This window comes from Pseudoalteromonas sp. SR43-3 (assembly GCF_014163875.1).
Taxonomy (GTDB): domain Bacteria; phylum Pseudomonadota; class Gammaproteobacteria; order Enterobacterales; family Alteromonadaceae; genus Pseudoalteromonas; species Pseudoalteromonas distincta.
On record NZ_JACJEC010000005.1, the window covers coordinates 85,264 to 104,587 of the forward strand.

The 19,324-nt window shown below is 40.0% G+C and carries 19 protein-coding genes; 10 read left to right on the forward strand and 9 right to left on the reverse strand.

Going from position 1 to position 19,324, the window contains the following annotated elements; all coding sequences use genetic code 11:
- Nucleotides 1–8 precede the first annotated feature (8 nt).
- The 3 genes from H5088_RS08395 to H5088_RS08405 are packed head-to-tail and all read left to right on the forward strand — an operon-like array spanning nt 9 to nt 3,495.
- Entirely contained in the window at nt 9–689 is a 681-nt protein-coding gene (locus tag H5088_RS08395; protein ID WP_182682336.1) for an ABC transporter ATP-binding protein, read from the forward strand.
- Nucleotides 689–3,049: an ABC transporter permease gene (locus H5088_RS08400; RefSeq protein ID WP_182752667.1), complete on the forward strand. Its 2,361-nt coding sequence runs from the start codon at nt 689–691 to the stop codon at nt 3,047–3,049. Before H5088_RS08395 ends, H5088_RS08400 begins: the two co-directional genes overlap by 1 nt.
- 8 nt (nt 3,050–3,057) lie before the next feature.
- Entirely contained in the window at nt 3,058–3,495 is a 438-nt protein-coding gene (locus H5088_RS08405; protein WP_138682913.1) for a hypothetical protein, read from the forward strand.
- A gap of 61 nt (nt 3,496–3,556) precedes the next feature.
- On the opposite strand, the gene H5088_RS08410 is transcribed toward H5088_RS08405, so the two are convergent.
- From H5088_RS08410 to pspA, 8 genes are all read right to left on the reverse strand, one after another.
- Nucleotides 3,557–3,901 (reverse strand): 4a-hydroxytetrahydrobiopterin dehydratase, encoded by a 345-nt coding sequence (locus H5088_RS08410; RefSeq protein WP_002958326.1) that lies wholly within the window; start codon nt 3,899–3,901, stop codon nt 3,557–3,559.
- Nucleotides 3,902–3,938: 37 nt separating this feature from the next.
- Entirely contained in the window at nt 3,939–4,736 is a 798-nt protein-coding gene (gene phhA / locus H5088_RS08415) for a phenylalanine 4-monooxygenase (protein WP_002958327.1), read from the reverse strand.
- Between the two features lie 231 nt (nt 4,737–4,967).
- Nucleotides 4,968–6,155, reverse strand: a complete 1,188-nt coding sequence (megL, locus tag H5088_RS08420) for a methionine gamma-lyase (RefSeq protein WP_182752668.1) — start codon at nt 6,153–6,155, stop codon at nt 4,968–4,970.
- Nucleotides 6,156–6,305: 150 nt separating this feature from the next.
- Nucleotides 6,306–7,328 carry a TIGR01620 family protein gene (locus tag H5088_RS08425; protein ID WP_182752669.1) on the reverse strand — a complete coding sequence of 341 codons (1,023 nt, stop codon included), beginning with the start codon at nt 7,326–7,328 and terminating at the stop codon, nt 6,306–6,308.
- Complete coding sequence (locus H5088_RS08430) at nt 7,325–8,743, reverse strand: YcjX family protein (RefSeq protein ID WP_182752670.1); 1,419 nt, start codon at nt 8,741–8,743, stop codon at nt 7,325–7,327. The genes H5088_RS08425 and H5088_RS08430 overlap by 4 nt, the downstream gene beginning before the upstream one ends.
- Nucleotides 8,744–8,806: 63 nt before the next feature.
- Nucleotides 8,807–9,208 (reverse strand): envelope stress response membrane protein PspC, encoded by a 402-nt coding sequence (gene pspC, locus H5088_RS08435; RefSeq protein ID WP_024596503.1) that lies wholly within the window; start codon nt 9,206–9,208, stop codon nt 8,807–8,809.
- On the reverse strand, nt 9,205–9,438 hold the full coding sequence (gene pspB, locus H5088_RS08440) for an envelope stress response membrane protein PspB (RefSeq protein ID WP_024596504.1): 234 nt from the start codon (nt 9,436–9,438) through the stop codon (nt 9,205–9,207). Before pspB ends, pspC begins: the two co-directional genes overlap by 4 nt.
- 72 nt (nt 9,439–9,510) lie before the next feature.
- Nucleotides 9,511–10,170: a phage shock protein PspA gene (gene pspA / locus H5088_RS08445; protein ID WP_007376832.1), complete on the reverse strand. Its 660-nt coding sequence runs from the start codon at nt 10,168–10,170 to the stop codon at nt 9,511–9,513.
- Nucleotides 10,171–10,356: 186 nt separating this feature from the next.
- On the opposite strand from pspA, the gene pspF reads away from it, so the two are divergent.
- The 7 genes from pspF to H5088_RS08480 all read left to right on the forward strand — a co-directional run bounded on the left by pspF (nt 10,357) and on the right by H5088_RS08480 (nt 17,271).
- Nucleotides 10,357–11,421, forward strand: coding sequence for a phage shock protein operon transcriptional activator (pspF, locus tag H5088_RS08450; RefSeq protein ID WP_182752671.1), 1,065 nt, complete (start codon nt 10,357–10,359; stop codon nt 11,419–11,421).
- 15 nt (nt 11,422–11,436) lie between these two features.
- The gene (locus H5088_RS08455; RefSeq protein ID WP_024596506.1) at nt 11,437–13,044 is read left to right on the forward strand and encodes an ABC transporter substrate-binding protein; all 1,608 of its coding nucleotides are present in this window, start codon (nt 11,437–11,439) and stop codon (nt 13,042–13,044) included.
- Nucleotides 13,044–14,078 (forward strand): ABC transporter permease subunit, encoded by a 1,035-nt coding sequence (locus tag H5088_RS08460; protein ID WP_002958336.1) that lies wholly within the window; start codon nt 13,044–13,046, stop codon nt 14,076–14,078. Before H5088_RS08455 ends, H5088_RS08460 begins: the two co-directional genes overlap by 1 nt.
- Nucleotides 14,065–14,958: an ABC transporter permease subunit gene (locus tag H5088_RS08465; RefSeq protein WP_002958337.1), complete on the forward strand. Its 894-nt coding sequence runs from the start codon at nt 14,065–14,067 to the stop codon at nt 14,956–14,958. The genes H5088_RS08460 and H5088_RS08465 overlap by 14 nt, the downstream gene beginning before the upstream one ends.
- Nucleotides 14,959–15,951 (forward strand): oligopeptide/dipeptide ABC transporter ATP-binding protein, encoded by a 993-nt coding sequence (locus tag H5088_RS08470; RefSeq protein WP_002958338.1) that lies wholly within the window; start codon nt 14,959–14,961, stop codon nt 15,949–15,951.
- On the forward strand, nt 15,951–16,712 hold the full coding sequence (locus tag H5088_RS08475) for an ATP-binding cassette domain-containing protein (protein ID WP_002958339.1): 762 nt from the start codon (nt 15,951–15,953) through the stop codon (nt 16,710–16,712). The genes H5088_RS08470 and H5088_RS08475 overlap by 1 nt, the downstream gene beginning before the upstream one ends.
- A gap of 88 nt (nt 16,713–16,800) precedes the next feature.
- Nucleotides 16,801–17,271 (forward strand): VOC family protein, encoded by a 471-nt coding sequence (locus H5088_RS08480; protein ID WP_002958340.1) that lies wholly within the window; start codon nt 16,801–16,803, stop codon nt 17,269–17,271.
- A gap of 53 nt (nt 17,272–17,324) precedes the next feature.
- On the opposite strand, the gene H5088_RS08485 is transcribed toward H5088_RS08480, so the two are convergent.
- A complete protein-coding gene (locus H5088_RS08485) occupies nt 17,325–19,226 on the reverse strand; it encodes a SurA N-terminal domain-containing protein (protein ID WP_182752672.1) in 1,902 nt (633 codons plus the stop codon).
- Nucleotides 19,227–19,324: the final 98 nt, after the last annotated feature.

A 19,324-nucleotide genomic window follows, 5' to 3' on the forward strand; every position in this document is an offset into this window, starting at 1 on the left:
TGTCAGTTATGAGTTATCCGTTAATAGAGTTTAATAATATTTTTTATCAATACCCTAATACCAAAATTGATACCCTCAAAGCTGTAAGTTTTAAAATAAACAGTGGTGACTACATTGCAATAACTGGTACTTCTGGCAGTGGTAAAAGTACCCTACTTTCTATTTTAGGTTTACTAAACTTACCTAGCCAAGGGCAATACACTATTTTAGGCACTAACACAGCAGACTTAACACCCGACTCTATTGCAGCCATTAAAAACAGAGAACTTGGTTTTATATTTCAAAACTTTAATTTATTAAATCATTTAAGCGTATTTGATAACGTGGCTTTGCCACTCAGTTACAACAAATCGGTGCCTAGGAAGGATTACCAAAAAAAAGTAGAAGCTGCGCTTAATAAAGTAAATATGCTTGAATTTATTGATAGAAAGCCAAGCCAATTGTCAGGCGGGCAACAACAAAGAGTTGCTATTGCTAGAGCATTAATAAATGAGCCCTCTATTATTTTAGCCGATGAGCCAACGGGTAATTTAGATTCGAGTAATAGCGAACAAATATATCAGTTACTCAATAAGCTAAACGACGATGGCAAAACAATTTGCTTAATAACACATGATGAAAACCATGCTAAAACAGCAAAAACGCGTTTGTATATTCAAGACGGACAGCTTAGTGCGCAAGGTTTTTGATGCTGAACTTAATTACTGATCTGACCTTAAACTGGCTAAAATATGCTAAGCAAAATACTAAATTATGGCTTAGCTGTTTGTTGCTGAGTATTCCTTTGTGTTTAATTTTAAATATAAATAATATTCATAGTCAGTTTTTATCAGCCGATCACACGGCAATAAATAACATCCACAACATTAAACAAGTTTACTTAAGTGACACTCAAAATGACTTACCCGTTGATGAGTACATTTTTGATGAAATAACCTTATTGCACCAAGATTTAGTCGGCGTTTTTGAACGCTCTATTGATTTATCATTAAAGCTTTCGGTTAATCATGATAGCGTGCCTGTTAAGGTAAGCTTTATATCGGGGGGTTATAAACAATTAGGTATCATTCCTGCTTTAGGCAGCTTTGAGAAGCTAGATTTCCCAAAACAAGGCAGCGCACTAAGTGCCGCCATTAGCTATTCGTTTTGGCATACTCATTTTAAAGGTGTCACTGATATTATTGGCAAACAGCTTGTTGTTAATAATAAAAGCATAAACATTGTTGCTGTAATGCCAAAAGAGTTTAAAAGCTTTAAACGTGCCTATGAACCTAAACTCCTTATTTCTTACTCGCAACTCAAGCGCATTTTGCCTCAAGAAAGTAGCCTGACCCCAGATACATTTACGTATATTTTAGGAAACGTTAAAAATAAAACACTCTTTTTAAGCTTGCTAAATAAGCACTTACAAAACGAAATGTTTATATTTGATAACACCGAACTTAAGTTTAGTGATGGTATTGGCGTTAGCCCTACTCACTTTAATAAAATAATAAAGCGCCTAAACTTATTGCAGTTACTTTATTATATTTTACTCTCATTTAGCTTTATTGCCTTTTGTGCATTTTACTGTGCAGAGTCAATTAAAAAGCAACAAGAAGAAACTATACGCAAACTATGTGGAGCCAATAACAAACACATTTTTGTGCAGCAAATTATTGATATTGCACTCACAAGCCTACTACTTATTATTGTAATGTGCGTTTTGTATCCACTGAGCGACCGCATTAGCGCAATTTTATTACCAAGCCTGAATAAGCTAAGCAGCTCTTTTTCATTATTTACGCTGGCGGTATTTTACATAGTTATTATTACTTTTTTATCGGCGCTTAGTTATTTTCAGCGAAGGTGGGTACACAGCAGTATTGGACGCGGCCAAAGTGCAACAACAAGCGAAAAAGTACAAGTGTTCTCATTGCTTTCGTTACTTACTAGCCTTGCTATTACAAGTGTTTACATTAGTAGTTTGGTTATTTACAGCCAGATTAATTTAAATAATAAAAGTATGGGTTTTAATGCAGATAATATTCTAATTGCCAGCTTTAGTTTTCCACAATCACCTAGCGAGGCCTTTAATGCAAATAACTCTGCTCAACAATTAATTCAGCAATTAAATTCACTGCCCATTATTGAAGAAGTATCACTTAGCTCTGCCCCGCCACTATCAGATCGCAGTGGGTTTAGTGCATGGTACACCGTTACCGGACAAGCTATCAGTTCGGTTAAAAGCGCCAGTACCGCAAGCCATAGAGTGAGCCCGCATTACTTTAAAACTATTGGCGCTAAGCTTATTTCTGGGCAAAGTGTGCAATGGCAACAGTACCAAAACATTGTCGTTAACAGCGCTTTATGGGATCAATACTTTGCAGGCACAGAACTAAGCCAAGCTTATTTATTAGCCCAATTTGATACTGGAAAAGTAAAACATAAAGTAGTTGGCGTTGTTAATGATATTTATAATGAAGGGGCCGACACACCGGTTCAGCCAACTGTATATAATGTAATAAGTGCCCTGACAGGTTTTGAAACAATTATAATTAAAACTCATGCGCCCATCACACAAGTTGAAAGTGAACTCCAAACGGCAGTAAGAGCATTAAGTGTAAACTTTAACGATTTATCACTTACCCCCCTTTCATCTTTAGTAAAAAATGAGCAAGCCCCTAGAAATGCATTACTAATAATTACCGTCGTGTGTTCCTCAATTCTTCTACTCTCTGCGTTTTTATACAACTACAGCAGTATTAAACAGCTTACTGCTAAATCATCTACAGAGCTTGCATTAAGACGTGCTATGGGCGCTCGCAGCTACCAAATATGCTATTTATTTTTAAAGCTATTTTTCACTGCATTTGTGATAACCCACATAGTTATTATTGCGCTATTTTTCACCCAACATGAAAAACTACAAACTTTTTTATTTCAACAATCCGTTTTTGACCTAAACACGATACTTACAGTGCATTTAGTCATTTTGTTAGCGGTTATATGTATTATTGCTATAGAGATTAAAAAAACACTTAACAATTCGTGGAATAACTTAACTTAAGGATAAGCATGTATAAATTACTACTAGCTACACTACTTATATATGGTGGAAATACATACGCTGAGCAGTACAGTTTCTCTCATTACCAAATGGTTAAATCGCCCATTAATAATACCGCACCGCAAATGTTTTTATTTAACAGCAAAGGCGAGTTGATGCATTACTCTGATAAATATTTACCAAATATTTTATCCATTTTTAAAAATAAACAAAGCCATCCTGATTCTGATTTAATTAAAAGTAATTTAGAGCAGCTATTAACAACATTGCCCGATTTTACCCAGCAAAAGTATACGTTGTTTTACACCTCAATAGATGAAGATGTAGGCCCCTGTCCTCCTTGTAGGCAACAAGAAAAAACCATCGACATGCTTAAAAGTAAGTTTTCAGATAAGCAACTAAAAGTTCATTCAATTTCTATAAATGCCAGTGACAACGGTATATAAAAAAAGCCCGCTAAATAACTTTAGCGAGCTTTTTGTTGCGAAGGTTAAACCTTTAAAAAGTTTACAGCGCGTTAAATACGTCGTCTGTTTTAGCTGCGCAAATAAAGTCGTTTTTGTGTAGGCCTTTAATTGAATGGCTCCACCATGTAACCGTTACTTTGCCCCACTCGGTTAATAAACCTGGGTGATGGCCTTCGTCTTCTGCCATGTCGCCTACTTTGTTAGTAAACGCGATAGCTTGCTTAAAGTTTTTAAATTTATAAACACGCTCAAGCTGCATAATGCCGTCGCGTACTTCTGGTACCCAGTCTGGGATTTTAGTAATTAATTGTGCTAACTCTTCGTCAGATACTTTTGGCGCATCTACGTGACAGGCTTCGCATTTTTGTGCACTTAATGAAGACATTCTAAATCCTTACTTTTAGCTTTTTTAGCATTAATGTTTAACTGGCTAATTTTTCTTTTGGTGGAAATTTTGGGTCGTGCAAGCCAAGCTCTTTAGCTCGCTCAACCAAAGTCATAATATCCATTTGCGATATATCAAACAGATCATGAATCGAATTTATGGTGTAGTACTGTGGCTGCATAATATCAATACGGTACGGCGTACGCAGTACATCAAGCACATTCATTGGGCTGATTTCTGGCGTGTTTGAGTATACGTACTGAGTTTCACCTGGGCTTGATAAAATACCGCCGCCGTAAATACGCAGGCCGTCTTCGGTTTGCATTAAACCAAATTCAACTGTAAACCAGTATATACGCGCAAGGTATACACGGTCCTTTTTCTGCGCTGCGTAACCTAATTGTCCGTACTTGTGCGTAAACTCGGCAAAGTCAGGGTTAGTTAGCATGGCGCAATGGCCAAATATTTCATGAAAAATATCTGGCTCTTGTAGGTAGTCAAATTCTTCGCGGCTACGAATAAATGTAGCTACCGGAAACTGCTTGTTTGCCAGTAATCTAAAAAACTCATCAAAGTCGATAAGCGCAGGTACTGGCGCGACTTGCCAACCGGTAGTGGCTAGTAACACTTCGTTTAGTTCGCTTAACTGCGGAATACGATCGTGCGGCAGGTTAATCTTTTTTAACCCTTGCATGTACTCGTTGCAGGCTTTGCCTTCAATGCATGCAAGTTGACGCGCTACAAGCTCAGACCAAATTTTATTTTCTTCATCACTCCAGTGTATAACACCATTTTCGTCTGGTGTTTTGGATGTGTATTTACTTGCTTTAGCCATAAGTACCTTCTTGGGTGTGAGCCCTAAATCGGTGTCAGTGTGATACTCAAACCTAATGAATATCGAATGACCCCATACTATGCAAAAGTGAAGAAAAGTTTAATAGATAGACTAACATCAGTATTTGGGACGATCACCACTATCGTAAATTTATAATTACACCTATGGCAATCTAAAAATACAGACCTTTAAATAAAGGCCTGTAGCTTGCCTTTATGTGTATACAATTAATTACACATAACCAATTTCAGTAAAAGCTTGGTCTAAATCACTAATAATGTCGTTAACATCTTCAAGCCCAACCGAGAGTCTGATCAGCCCATCACTTATTCCAGCGGCGGCTCGCTCCTCTGGCGTATAAGGCGAGTGAGTCATAGATGCAGGATGCTGAATCAGTGTTTCAGCGTCGCCGAGGCTTACTGCAAGTGTACAAAGTTTCATACTATCAATAAATTGTGCGCCATCTTGTAGCGTGCCTTTTATTTCAAATGCAATAACACCACCAGCGGCTTTCATTTGGTTGCCAATAAACTTATGACCTGGGTGCGATTTAAGCCCTGGGTAATATACGGTACTTACTTGTGGGTGCGCTTCTAGATATTGCGCTATTGTTTGTGCACTTTGACAATGGCGTTCTATTCTAATGGCGAGTGTTTTTAGGCCTCGATTAATTAGCCATGCATCGTGCGGGCTTATGGTTGCACCAATGTCTTTTAGTACGGTCATTTTAATGTGTGTTATGTGCTCAAACGATCCACATACAATACCGGCAACTACATCTCCGTGGCCGTTTAAGTACTTGGTCGCACTGTGCATTATAATGTCGATACCGTATTTTTTTGGTGATTGCAGGAGCGGCGTTAAAAAGGTGTTGTCGACCACACTAATTAAGTTGTGCTCTTTAGCAACTGCGCCAATAAGTGCCAAATCAATAACCGCCATAGTGGGGTTGATTGGCGTTTCTACAAATATCATTTTTGAATTAGGTTTGATGGCAGCGCGTAGTTCGTCCTCGTTGGTCATATCAACAAAAGTGACTTCGATTCCCCAGCGCGGCAACATATGCGAGAAAAACGCAAAGGTACAACCATATAAAGCACTTGAGGCAACAAGATGATCTCCTTGCGATAAAAAGCTCAGTACTGAGGCAGATACGGCCCCCATACCTGTTGCGGTTGCAGCAGCTGCTTCACAGCTCTCTAGTTGAGCAACTTTTTGTTCAAGCTCTGTGGTTGTAGGGTTTCCTAAGCGCGTATAAATATAGCCAGGTTCGTCGCCTGCAAAACGCGCAGCACCTTGTGCGGCATTTTCAAAATGAAAGGTCGAGGTTTGATACAAAGGAGAAGTGAGTGCGCAGTGCGGGTCGTTTGCTTTTTGTGGTCCGTGAATACACTGGGTGTTTATATGATGCTTGCTCATTGTAGGCTCATTTTTTGATTATTATGTTTTTGCGATTCAACAATCAAAACGTATGCGCTTACAAACAGCAAGCATGCCGGATGCTCAGATGGCTATTTGTGTAAAAACCGTGCAGCGCACGTTTGTACACAAATATTGCCACTACCTTTACTACGTTGGTTCCGCCTTTTTGCGGCTCATAATTTTACCTGCGATGCTTTGCACAGTGCCTTTTAGTAAGCTGCGCTTGTTTTCAAGCCTTGGTAATGGGCGACTAAGCTCCATTGCTTTGTAACCAATACGCGCTGTAAAAATACCAGCACTAACCCCTTGCGCTGCCCGCCCCGAAAGCTTACCTAAAAGCTCAGCACTTAGTGCAGTTGCAGCAAGGTCAGATACAAGCTCTGCACTGCCAACAAACATTACTTGTTTTATCAACATGCGGTATAACTTTATACGGCTCGCGTAGCCAAAACCAATGCCGTAAATTTTACCAATTTGTTCTATTAACTTAGTACCGCGCCAAAGCACAGCCATCATATCCACCAGCGCAAGTGGGCTTAGGGCAACTAGCAGTGCAGATTCACTCGCAAACCGATTTATAAGCTTTTTAGCTTTGGTGTCTTGGGTTATTAATAAACTGTTGGCGTACAGCGTCATTATTTCTTTGTCGCTGTGATGCATCGCTACTTGGTTTTTAAAGGTTTCAAAGTTATCAAGCTCCTGATGTTTATTGAGCTTTTCGAGCCAAGGTAATGCACCGCCTACTTGCTCGCTGTTTAAAAGCCTGTCGGCTTCAACCCGGTGCAATTGGTTACGCTTTAAACTGCGCAGCATTCGGTACTCTCGCCACAATAAGCGCCCTATTAGCAGTACGCCACTTACAACTGCGGTTAAATAAACACTGCCTAAAATAATTGACTGCTCGAAAGCAAATAATAACGAGTACGCAAATTCTAAAAGCACCAGTACTATAAAACTAATAGCAAAAACACCTTTAAGCGTTTGCCACTTTGACTTTTTGTACACAGGCTCCAGATCTATTTCTGGCTCTAGTGCTTCATCTTCAAGTTCTTCGTAATCACTTTGCCCGTGTTGAATAATTTTTGCAGGTGCTAAAACGGGTTCGTTTTGTTCAATGCTTTGCGTATCTATGCGACGCCCTGCTTGAAATGTTTGGTTTGACTCACTCATGTTAATTTGTCTCCTAGCAGGTACTGCATGACATGATCTAATCGAATATGTTTTAGTTGTTTATCGGGGCTCGGCATTGGAGAAAACGATAAAAACTCAAATCCCTGTGCTGGCCACTCACTTTTATTAAGCATCCGCGAGGGAGGTTGCGGCGGTAAATACGTAAGCCAATCAAGCTCGTGTAATGGCTTGCCGTAAATACAGTCAAGCGTTTGGCCTTTGTCGGCAATTTGGCGCGGCTGCGTTGCTGTAATTGACGACATGGCCATAGTTTCTATTTGCACACCATCAAACTTTAAATGATTACTTTGCTCATGCACGAGCGAATCAAGCAGTAGTGCTAAATCTTTATGGTGTTTTGCACTTATGTGATCTGACTTATTAGCTGCAAATAATATTTTGTCTATGTTTGGCTTAAATAAACGTTTAAAAAAGCCTGATTCACCATAGTTAAAGTGTGCAAGTAATTGGTTTATTACACTGCTTTGCTCTTGAAGGGTTTCGTGCCCTTCGTTTAATGCACTAAGTACATCTACAAGTACGATTTGGCGATCGAAGTGCCTAAAATGCTCATTATAAAATGGTTTTACAACTTCTTTTATATAGGCGTTAAAGCGCTTAATTAAATGCGCTAAATTAGAACCCGCAACGACATCATCACTATTTACTTCGCCCGATACCGGAAAAAACAATAACAATGGCGCCCCTTGTAAGTCGCCAGGCATAAGCATACGCCCTGGTTGTAGCATGGCAAGTTTGGTGTCTTTTTTAAGCCCTACTAACATGCTTTGATAAAGCTGAGCAATATGAGCCAGTGCGTTTTCATCTACAGGTGCATTTAAATCAAGTTGCTCAACGGCTGCTAGAAAATCACTTGATGTATTTACGCGCGAAGGCTGAGTTAATAACGGATATTGCTGCTCGCACCATTGAGAATAGCTTTGCTCAAGCATAGGTAAATCAAGGAGCCATTCACCCGGGTAGTCAATAATATCTAAATAAAGCGTTGTTTGCGGCGAAAAGTGCCCACGCAGCCCTGCGTTGCTTTGATACTTTATTGCCAAGCGCAGCGTATTAATCCGCTCAGTTGATGCAGGCCATGTAGGCATCCCATCGCTAGGTAATAATGAATTTAGCGCGCGCGTATAATTAAATGTAGGGACTTTTAACGCCTCTTGCGGCACAACTTTAGTGGCAACATGGCGGTGCTCGCGCATTACATCAAAAAAAGGTAAGTTTTTATCGTCCGCTTGGGTTGTTAAGTGTTTAACAAGCGCGGTAATAAAGGCAGTTTTACCACTACCACTTAGGCCAGTTACGGCAAGCTTTACGTGTTGGTCTAAACTGCGATGAAGGGCTTTTTGTGCTTTGCCTTGAATGCTTTTAAAGGTCTTTTTTGCAAATGATTGGCTCATAAAGTGTCTTGCACCTAATTTGCCGTAATTTATCACGCTGCAAATAAGGTGCTATTAAATCCTTTAAAGTTTGTTAATTTCACGGCTCACCGTAAACTCGCTTGAAGTTACATGGCGCTCCATATCTTGAAGGCGAGTATCTACACGCGTTAAACGCTCTTTTAAATCTTGCAATGCGCGGCGCGGCGGCTCGCCTTTTTGCCATACTTTAAATTTTACTTCTAGCGGATCATCAGTTTTAGTTGAGCTTTTTGTTTGCGCTGTTGCGGGCTCTTTTTTATCTAAAATGAACCAGGCTGCAATATACGCTACCACAAATAATGGGCCACCCGTTAGCAGTACCGCACTAACAAATATAATGCGAACTAACCATAACTCCATATTAAAGTAGTCACTTAATCCCGCACACACACCGGCTATTTTACCGCGTTGTGGGTCTCTTAATAATTCGCGTTTGGCACTCATACTTTGCGTCTCCATTGTGGTGACTCTTGATCAAGCAATGCTTCAAGTGTTTCTAATCGATCAGCCATTTTTTCAGCTTTGTGTGCAAGCTCAAGTAATTGGCGATGTTCGTGCTCACTTAAACCTTGGCTTACTTGTTTCTTGCTACGGTAGTGCAAAATTAGCCACAGCGGAGCAACAAAAATCATAAACAAGATAAATGGTGCAACTAATATCTCTGGATCAAACATAATCCTCTCCTGACAATCCGTTTTGATGTTTTTAAGCTGGGGCACAAGGGCCCCATATATTTTTATATGTAATTATTTATCAGCTAACTTCTTTTTAAGTTCGGCTAGCTCATCATCTATCTTTTCATTTTTTTGTAGATTAGCAATTTCATCCGCTAACGTCTTTTTACCTAAATCGTACGACTCAATTTGAGATTCTAGTCCATCAATTTTGGTTTCGTAACGTTCAAAGCGGTTAAGTGCTTCTTCTACTTTTGAGCTATCAAGTGTCTTTTTCACTTCAAGGCGCGACTCAGCCGAACGTTGGCGAAGTATAATTGCCTTTTGACGAGATTTAGCATCTGCTAGCTTTTCTTGTAGCGTCGTTACTTCTTGCTGTAATTTCTCAATATGAGACTCTACATGTTCAAGCTCACTCGCTACTGAAGCAACTGCATCTGCCGACTTTTGCTTTTCAAGTAAGGCTGAACGCGCTAAATCGTCGCGGTCTTTACTTAAAGCCAGTTCGGCTTTATCTTGCCAATCACTTACCTGCGCTTTAAGTGTATCTAAGCGGCGTACAATTTCTTTTTTCTCAGCCAATGTTTTAGCTGATGTAGAACGTACTTCAACAAGCGTATCTTCCATTTCTTGAATAATCAGACGAACCATTTTTTCTGGGTCTTCTGCTTTATCTAAAATGGCGTTGATATTAGAATTAACAATATCTGCAAAACGTGAAAAAATTCCCATAACATTTACCTCTGTAATTAAAACTTAGTTAGTCTGCTATAACTAGTATCAATATGCTTGCCAACTTTTTAAAAGTTAAAATACACTTTATTTTCATTACGTTAAACTAAATATACAAATTTCTTTAGTTATCCCTAATTATGAAATACACTAACTGTTAGTAAAAATGACCAAGAGTTAGGAAATATGAGCCAATATCGCCAACAGGATAATTTACTCGGCCAATCAGATAGCTTTCTGTCTGTATTAGATCAGGTATCGCAACTGGCTAATTTAGATAAACCGGTACTTATTATTGGTGAACGCGGCACAGGTAAAGAGCTAATAGCAGCACGCTTACACTTTTTATCAAAACGCTGGGATCAAAACTACGTAAAGCTTAACTGTGCAGCGCTTAACGAAAACCTACTCGAAAGTGAGTTATTTGGCCACGAAAGCGGTGCTTTTACGGGGGCAAGTAAACGTCACGAAGGTCGTTTTGAACGCGCTAACAGCGGCACACTGTTTTTAGATGAATTAGCTAATACCTCAGCTATGGTACAAGAAAAACTGCTGCGCGTTATAGAATACGGTGAGTTTGAACGTGTTGGCGGCAAACAAACTGTAAAAGTAGATACCCGCTTAGTGTGTGCGACAAACGAAGATCTTCCTTATTTGGCCGAGCAAGGTGAATTTAGAAGTGATTTACTCGATCGCCTTGCCTTTGATGTAATTACCCTGCCACCACTGCGCGAACGCCAAGACGATATTATGCTTCTTGCTGAGCAGTTTGCGATGAATATGGCGCGCGATTTAGAGTGGGAACTGTTTAGCGGTTTTACCCGAAGCGCAACAGAAACACTGCTTAGTTATGATTGGCCTGGTAATATTCGTGAACTTAAAAATGTGGTTGAACGCAGTTTGTATCGCCACGGTAGTGAACATATTCCCGTTCACCAGATTATTTTAGACCCATTCGATAGCCCATTTAGACCAAAAGCGCGCATTAAAGCACCTATAGCAGCTCAAACGGTTAATGCCGAGCCTATTGTTGTTGCGCCACCGATTGCTCAAGCAAGCAGTAATGTAGCCGTCGATATTCAATTTCCGTGCAGCTTAAAAGAGCATTCAAACGACTTTGAAATAAACATGATTAATAAAGCACTCGAACATAGCCAATTTAATCAAAAGAAAACTGCAGAAGTACTTGGTTTAACGTATCATCAATTACGTGGTTATCTTAAAAAATACAACTTGTTGGATCAACAATAGTCAGAGGTTATGCGGGTGCATAAATTATTACTTGTTTTGCTTACCACCACTTTAGTTGGTTGCCTTGATAGCAAAGAAGAAATCATAGAAGAAAAAAACCAAGGCTTAGTTTATTGCGCTGAAGCTAACCCTGTGTCGTTTAATCCGCAAGTCACGACCACCGGTTCAACTATTGATATAATTGCTAACCAATTATACGACCGCTTAATTAGCATTGACCCTGTTACGGCAGAGTTTCAAAGTGAGCTGGCGACCGATTGGAAAATTAGCAAAGATGGTAAATCGGTTACCTTTACCCTGCGTAAAGATGTAAAGTTTCATACAACTTCTTATTTTACCCCATCGCGGGACTTTAACGCCGACGACGTTATATTCACCTTTAGCCGATTATTCGATGTATATAATCCATATCACTTTGTGGGCGATGCTGATTACCCGTATTTTCAAAGTGTAGGAATTGATCAACTTATTCGCAAAATTGTGCGCGTGTCTGACTACCAAGTCCGTTTTGAATTGTTTAATCCTGAAAGTAGTTTTTTAGCTAATATGGCTACCGACTTTGCCGTGGTGCTTTCAGAAGAATACGCCATGAAACTTAAGAAAAATAATCAAAAGAACCTATTTGATCAGTACCCTATTGGCACCGGCCCGTATATTTATAAAGAATACCGCCGAGATCATCTTGTGCGCTTTTACCGTAACCCACTTTATTGGAAGCATGACGTTGCACTTGAGCAATTGGTTTACGATATAACCCCTAACGGCACTACGCGCATAGCAAAAATGCTGACTAAAGAGTGCGATGTAACGGCTCATCCAAGTAGTGCGCAATTGAGCATTTTAGCGCAACGTGATGATATAAACGTCGAAAAAGAAACAAACTTAAACATAGGTTATTGGGCATTTAATACAGAGCGTGCTCCGTTTGACGACTTACGCGTACGCCAAGCGCTTGCGCACGCAATAGATGTAGATAAAATAATGCAGGCGGTTTATTACGGTAACGGTACTCGCGCACAATCTATTTTGCCGCCAACCTCTTGGGCATTTGAGCCACAAGAAGATATACCTACGTTTGATCCAGAACTTGCTAAAAAATTACTTATTGAAGCAGGGTTGCCTAATGGCTTTGATATGACGATATGGGCTATGCCTGTGAGTCGTATTTATAATCCCAACGCACGTAAAATGGCTGAGCTTATGCAAAGTGATTTACGCAAAGTAGGCGTTAACGTCAGTATTGTAGAATATGAGTGGAATACGTTTATTCAACGTATTGGCGAGCATAGGCACGACAGTGTATTACTTGGTTGGGCCGCAGATACACCCGACCCTGATAACTTTTTTAGCCCGCTGCTGAGTTGTACCGCTACTTTTAGTGGCAAAAACCCTGCAAACTGGTGTAATCCCCAATTTGATTTATTGCTTACTAAAGCACTAGACACCACTGATTTAAATAAACGTAAAAAATACTACGAAGATGCACAAAGCTTAATTATTAAAGAGTTGCCGTTATTACCAATTGCTCATGGCTTGCGCTTTCAAGCAAGTAGCGCTGATGTGGAAGGCATAACACTTGGCCCGTTTGGTGCTATTTCGCTTGCTAATGCGAGGAAAAAATAATGATCTTAGATTATATTTTACGTCGCCTTGGTTTGTTCTTTTTTATGATACTAATGCTCAGCGTATTTACGTTTTCACTGGCGTATTTATTTCCCGGTGATCCGCTAAGTAATTTAAGTGGCATACCAAGTGGTAACTTTGCACAGCATAGTGAGCTTGAGGATAAATATTTATACAACAGCAATTACTTTATGCAATACATTGCCTTTTTAGGGAGAATATTTCAAGGCGATTGGGGGCTTTCATTTGCCTCTGGTAACAGCGTGTTTAGCCATATTATTGACTTACTACCGGCTACTTTAGAGCTAAGCGTATATGCATTAATTGTATCGGTTGTTATTGGTGTACCTACTGGCATTTTAGGCTCTGGCTATCATAAACGCTGGCCCGACAAACTTATAAACTCTGTCACTATGGTAGGTTATTCAATGCCTGTGTTTTGGCTCGCATTGTTGTTAATAATGGTTTTTTCATTAAAGCTTGGCTGGTTTCCAATGTCGGGCAGAATGGGCCTCCTTTACGAAATACCCGCCAGTACAGGGTTTATATTAATTGATATTGCTCTAGCTGGATTTCCATATAAAGGAATGGCCTTTGTTGATGCGCTGCGCCATTTAACACTCCCTACTATTGTACTGGCCATGTATCCAACCACGGTATTAGTGCGCTTTACTCGCGAGTCTATGCTTAAGGTAATGGATCAAAACTTTATTAAAACAGCTAGGGCAAAAGGCCTTAACCGCCGTCAACTTATCATGCACCATGCACTGCGTAATGCACTACTACCGGTAATTAAGCAAATTGGTTTGCAATTTAGCACCTTGATAACACTTGCGATGATTACTGAAGTTATTTTTTCTTGGCCGGGTATTGGCCGATGGTTAATCGATAGTATTTATCAGCGTGACTTTCCAGCTATTCAAGGTGGATTAATGGCGGTGTCTTTATTTGTTATTTTAGCCTCTATTACTGCTGAGCTTACTTACACTTTATTCGATCCACTCTCGCGGAATCAGGCCCATGGCAAAGTTTAATTTATTTTCTGAAGAGTCGAATAAATCGCCACTTGCGCGATTTTGGCGCAAATTTAAAAACAATCACCCAGCTTTGGTTGGTTTATGGATATTTATGGCGTTTGCATTATTGGCCGCCACTGCTCCTTTTTTAGCGCCCTATGGCGTAAACCAACAGCATAGTGATGCATTACTCATACCGCCCTCATGGCGAGAAATGGGCGATGTACGCTTTATTTTAGGCACCGATGATTTAGGCCGTGATGTACTCTCGCGCTTAATGAATGGTGCAACATATACGTTTGGACTTTCTGTTGTAGCTGCCCTAATCACGACCCTGTTTGGTGTATTAGTGGGGACTTTTGCAGGGATTAGTAAAGGGTTGCGTTCAAGCTTTTTAAATCATTTACTTGATATAACACTTTCTATTCCTTCTTTGTTATTGGCAATAATAATAATCGCCATACTCGGCCCTGGTTTAATGAATACCGTATGGGCAATTATTTTAGCGTTACTACCGCAATTTATTCACTCGGTGCGCAACCTAATTGTTGATGAATTAAGTAAAGATTACATTACTGCGTTTAGACTCGATGGCGCATCTAATTGGCATATAATATCGCGCGGTATTTTCCCTAATATTTATGAGCATATTGTGGTTATATTCACGATGGCGCTTTCTACTGCGATATTAGATATTTCAGCACTGGGATTTTTAAAATTAGGGGCTCAACCACCGACGACCGAATGGGGCGCAATATTAGCCGAAAACTTAGGCCTTATTTATCTAGCGCCGTGGACTGTAGCACTACCTGGTGTGCTGTTATTTTTAGCCGTGTTATCTACTAATTTAGTAGGCGATGGCCTGCGACAAGTGCTAAAAGCACGTAAGGCTGATTAAATGCAATTACTCGATGTTCGTAACTTAACAATTGAACTACGTACCTCTGAAACTGTAATTAGAGCCGTAGACAGAGTGAGCTTTAGCTTAAAAGAAGGCGAGGTACATGCGCTTGTAGGCGAGTCTGGCTCTGGCAAAAGCTTAATAGCAAAAGCGATTATTGGTGTATTGAACGAACGCTGGGATATTACTGCCGACCGTATTCATTGGCGCGGCGTAGACTTAATGCGTTTAAGCCCAGAGAAACGCCGTAAAATAGTAAGCCAAGATATAGCGATGATCTATCAAGATCCAAGTCGCTGCCTTGACCCAACCGCTAAAATATTTGACCAAATTGCCGAAACACTCCCAGAGGTCGCAACTAAAGGTTTCTTTTTAAAGCGCAACCGCGAGAGAAAAGACAGAGTAAAAGCGCTTATTCATAAAGTGGGCATTAAAAACCACGAAGCAGTACTAAGTAGTTACCCTCATGAGCTCTCAGAAGGCGTATGTCAAAAAGTAATGATTGCAATGGCCATTGCTCGAACGCCTAAGCTATTGATAGCAGATGAGCCAACTACAGCGCTTGAGAGCACAACTCGCGCACAGGTATTTAGGTTACTAAAAAGCTTAAACCAACTTAAAAACATGTCTATTTTAATGATCTCTCATGAACTGGAAGAGATTGCACATTGGTCGCATGGCATTCATGTTTTATATTGCGGGCAAATGGTTGAAGCAGGCCCAACCCATGAAATATTCAAACAGCCTCGCCATCCATACACGCAAGCATTACTAAAAAGCTTGCCAGACTACGAACAAGGTTTAGCGCATAAAGAACCTTTTTATGCACTTAAAGGGACTATCCCTACCCTGCAACATTTGCCTATTGGCTGTCGCCTCGGGCCGCGTTGCCCGCAAGCACAAAAAGCCTGTGTGGTTACACCAGCCCTGACTAAGCATCATGGGCATAGTTATGCGTGTCACTTCCCGTTAATTAAGGACATGAAGTAATGCAGCCACTGTTAAAAGTACAAGCACTTTGTAAAACCTTTAATGTGCGAGCTGGGCTTTTTTCACGTAAAAAGTTTGAAGTCCTTAAAAACATTTCATTTTGCGTAGGTAAAGGTGAAAGCATTGCCATAATTGGCGAAACAGGCGCAGGTAAAAGTACGTTGGCAAAACTACTTTCAGGAGCTGATAGCGCTGATAGCGGGCAAATTTTGCTCGAGAATAATATTATCGAAGATAATGGCGTACGCGATAATCAATGTCGCCATATTCGTATGATTTTTCAAGATTCAGCTGCATCGCTCAACCCGGGCTTAACCATTGGCGAAATGCTTGATGATTGCCTGCAATATAATACTGAGCTTGATGCTAGTGAACGCACTGAAAAGATTGATGCAACGCTTTCTAAGGTGGGTTTGTTAATTGATCATAAACACTACTACCCGCATATGTTTAGTGTGGGGCAGCTACAGCGTGTAGCGTTTTCTCGTGCATTAATTTTAGATCCTAAGGTGATTGTACTTGATGAAGCTGTTTCGTCTTTAGATCCCTCTATACGGGCGCAAATAGTAAACTTGTTACTTAAGCTGCAGCGCGATACAGGCCTTACGTATGTGATGATCACTCATCATTTAAGTTTAGTACGTCACATTAGTGATTTTGTAGTTGTACTTGATAAAGGCGAAGTGGTTGAATACGGTCCTACTGAAGATGTTTTTCAAAACCCTCAGTCAAAAGTAACGCAGCGTTTATTAAGCTGCTAAAGCAGATTATAAATACCTAACTTTTTTGTAAGGTAACCGTATTTAACTAGGTCTTCTTGTTAATTGTATTTAATTAACAAGAGATCTCATGCTTAAACAAAAGTTACTACTTAGCCTTTCCCCATTACTCCTTCTATCAGCCTCAGCTATTGCTGATACAAATTGGGTTGGTGGCGTTGATCATTTAGGTTTAACCGTATCAAACTTAGATGCATCCAAAGCATTTTTTACTGATGTACTTGGCTTTAAAACGCTAGGGAATGACCCAGCCTATCCTGCTTATTTTTTATCAAACAATAAAATAACCATTACATTATGGCGCGTGAAAAACGATGCAAAACGTGTGGAGTTTAATCGAGCAGAAAATGTGGGCTTACACCATTTAGCACTCAGTGTTGAAAGTATCAAAAAGTTAAGCGAGCTACATGAACACTTAAAAATGCAAAATAATATTATTATAGAGTTTGCACCCGAAAACTTAGGTAGCGGCCCAACCCAACATATGATGATAAGAGAGCCTAGCGGCAATCGGATTGAGTTTATTGCCAGAGGTAATTAAAAGACAATAAAAAAGGCGCTTTAAAAGCGCCTTTCTTTATGAGCTAAAATTAATTACTCAACAGTTTGTGTAGCCGTTGGTAAGTTAAGCTCAGCATTGGCTTTAAGCGCTTCAATAAATACCATGTAGTTTTTATTAGCTTGCGCCATAGTAATGCTTTGTTTTGCTTGAGGGTCAATATTAGCTGCAACTTGTGCATCCGTTACCGACTTAAGCGCAACAATTGCTGCATCACCATTATTTAAATTAACGAGATCGACTACCGCAGAATCCGCTGGGTGAGCCATTTTAAAAGCTTGAGTCACAATAGCAGGTGAAACAGTGTAGCTTTGACGTGTTAACTTAGCTTCTTGGCGAAGTGTTAAGCTTTGCTCGTTAGCAACATCGTTTAAGCTCTTACCTGCTTGTACTTCTGCAAATAAGCTACGTGCCTTTTCTTTAGCAAGCTCAGATGATTTTTCATTCACTAAACGCGCTTTAATTTCCTCGTTTACTTCGTCTAACGGCTTAGTAGCAGCAGCTTTGTGCTCGTTAATACGAACAATGATTGCATGCTCATCGCCAAGCTCAATAACTTCAGAATTTACTTTATCTTCAAGTAAATCAACTGATGTTAGTGCTGTGACAACTGCAGGGCTGTTTAACGGCTCTGGTAGAGCATTAAGTGCTAAAAGAGGTGTAGATTTAACTTCCACTTCAGCAACTTCTGCAGCATCATCTAAGCGGTCTGAAATTTCAAATGCAAGTGCACCCATTTCAGTTTGCTTTTCGTAAAATGCATCAATTTTTTCAGCTTGTTCTAATTCAGCACGTAAGTCAGCTTTAACATCGTCATACGCTTTAACTTGTTGTGATTGAATGTCAGTAAGTTTAATTATGTGATAACCAAACTCAGAAGTAACAACGTCAGAAATATCACCTTTATTTTCAAGCGCGAAAGCCGCGTCTTCAAATGCAGGGTCCATTACATCACGCTCAATCCACTCAAGATCGCCGCCCATTTCGCCACTAACGATATCGTCAGACGATGATTGTGCTAACTCAGCAAAGTCTGCACCTTGCTCTAGCTGTGCATGAAGAGCATTGGCTTTTTCTTTTGCTGCATCATCGTCTTCACTGTTATCAATTAAGATATGTGATACGCGACGCTTTTCTGGCTCAACGTATTGTGCTTTGTTTTGCTCATAATACGCTTTAACGTCATCCTCGGTTACCGATTCAACATTGATATCTGCCGCTTTAAGCTCAATGTAACTTACTGAGATAAGCTCTGGAGATAAAAATTGAGATGCGTTTAAGTCGTAGTAATCAGATACTTCTTGATCTGATACTTCAACATTCGCGGCAAGTGCCTCTTTGTTTACAACTACGTAATCAATACTACGAGTTTGCTGCTGAAGAGCAATTGCGCTTTTCAGCTCGCTCTCTAGAGCAAAGTCTGTACCTGCAACAGCAGATACTACCTGGCTGCGTGTCATATCTTTACGTAAATATTCACGAAAAGCGTCTGGTTGAAAATTCATTTGACGAATTACTTGTAGGTAACGGTCGTTATTAAATTTTTCACCAATTTGAAAGTACGGTAATTCTAAAATTGTTTTACGTACACTTTCGTCGCTTACGCGAAGGCCTAAATCAGCCGCTAGCTGTGATTGCAATTCTTGTTGTACTAAGCGGTCAACTACACCTTGACGAATTTGTGCCATGTAATTTGGATCAGCTGCAATTTGTGTAAAGTATTCACCAAATTGTTGCTCTAAACGGCTACGTTCATTTTGGTAAGCACGGTTAAAATCGGTTTGACTAATTTTAATTCCATTTACTTCAGCAACGGGTTGTTCTGTGGTTTGACCTAAGTAACTACCGATCCCTGCTAAGGCAAAAGATAAAATCACCGCGCCTAAAATTATTTTGGCTACAGGTCCTTGCGAACCTTCTCTGATTTTCTCAAGCATTTGTTTATCTCTTTTTGATCAAGGTATTTTACCTTGTCACATGTAAAAAAAGCGTATCTTACCAGATACGCTTTTTCACTTGAAGTAACTGGCGGAAA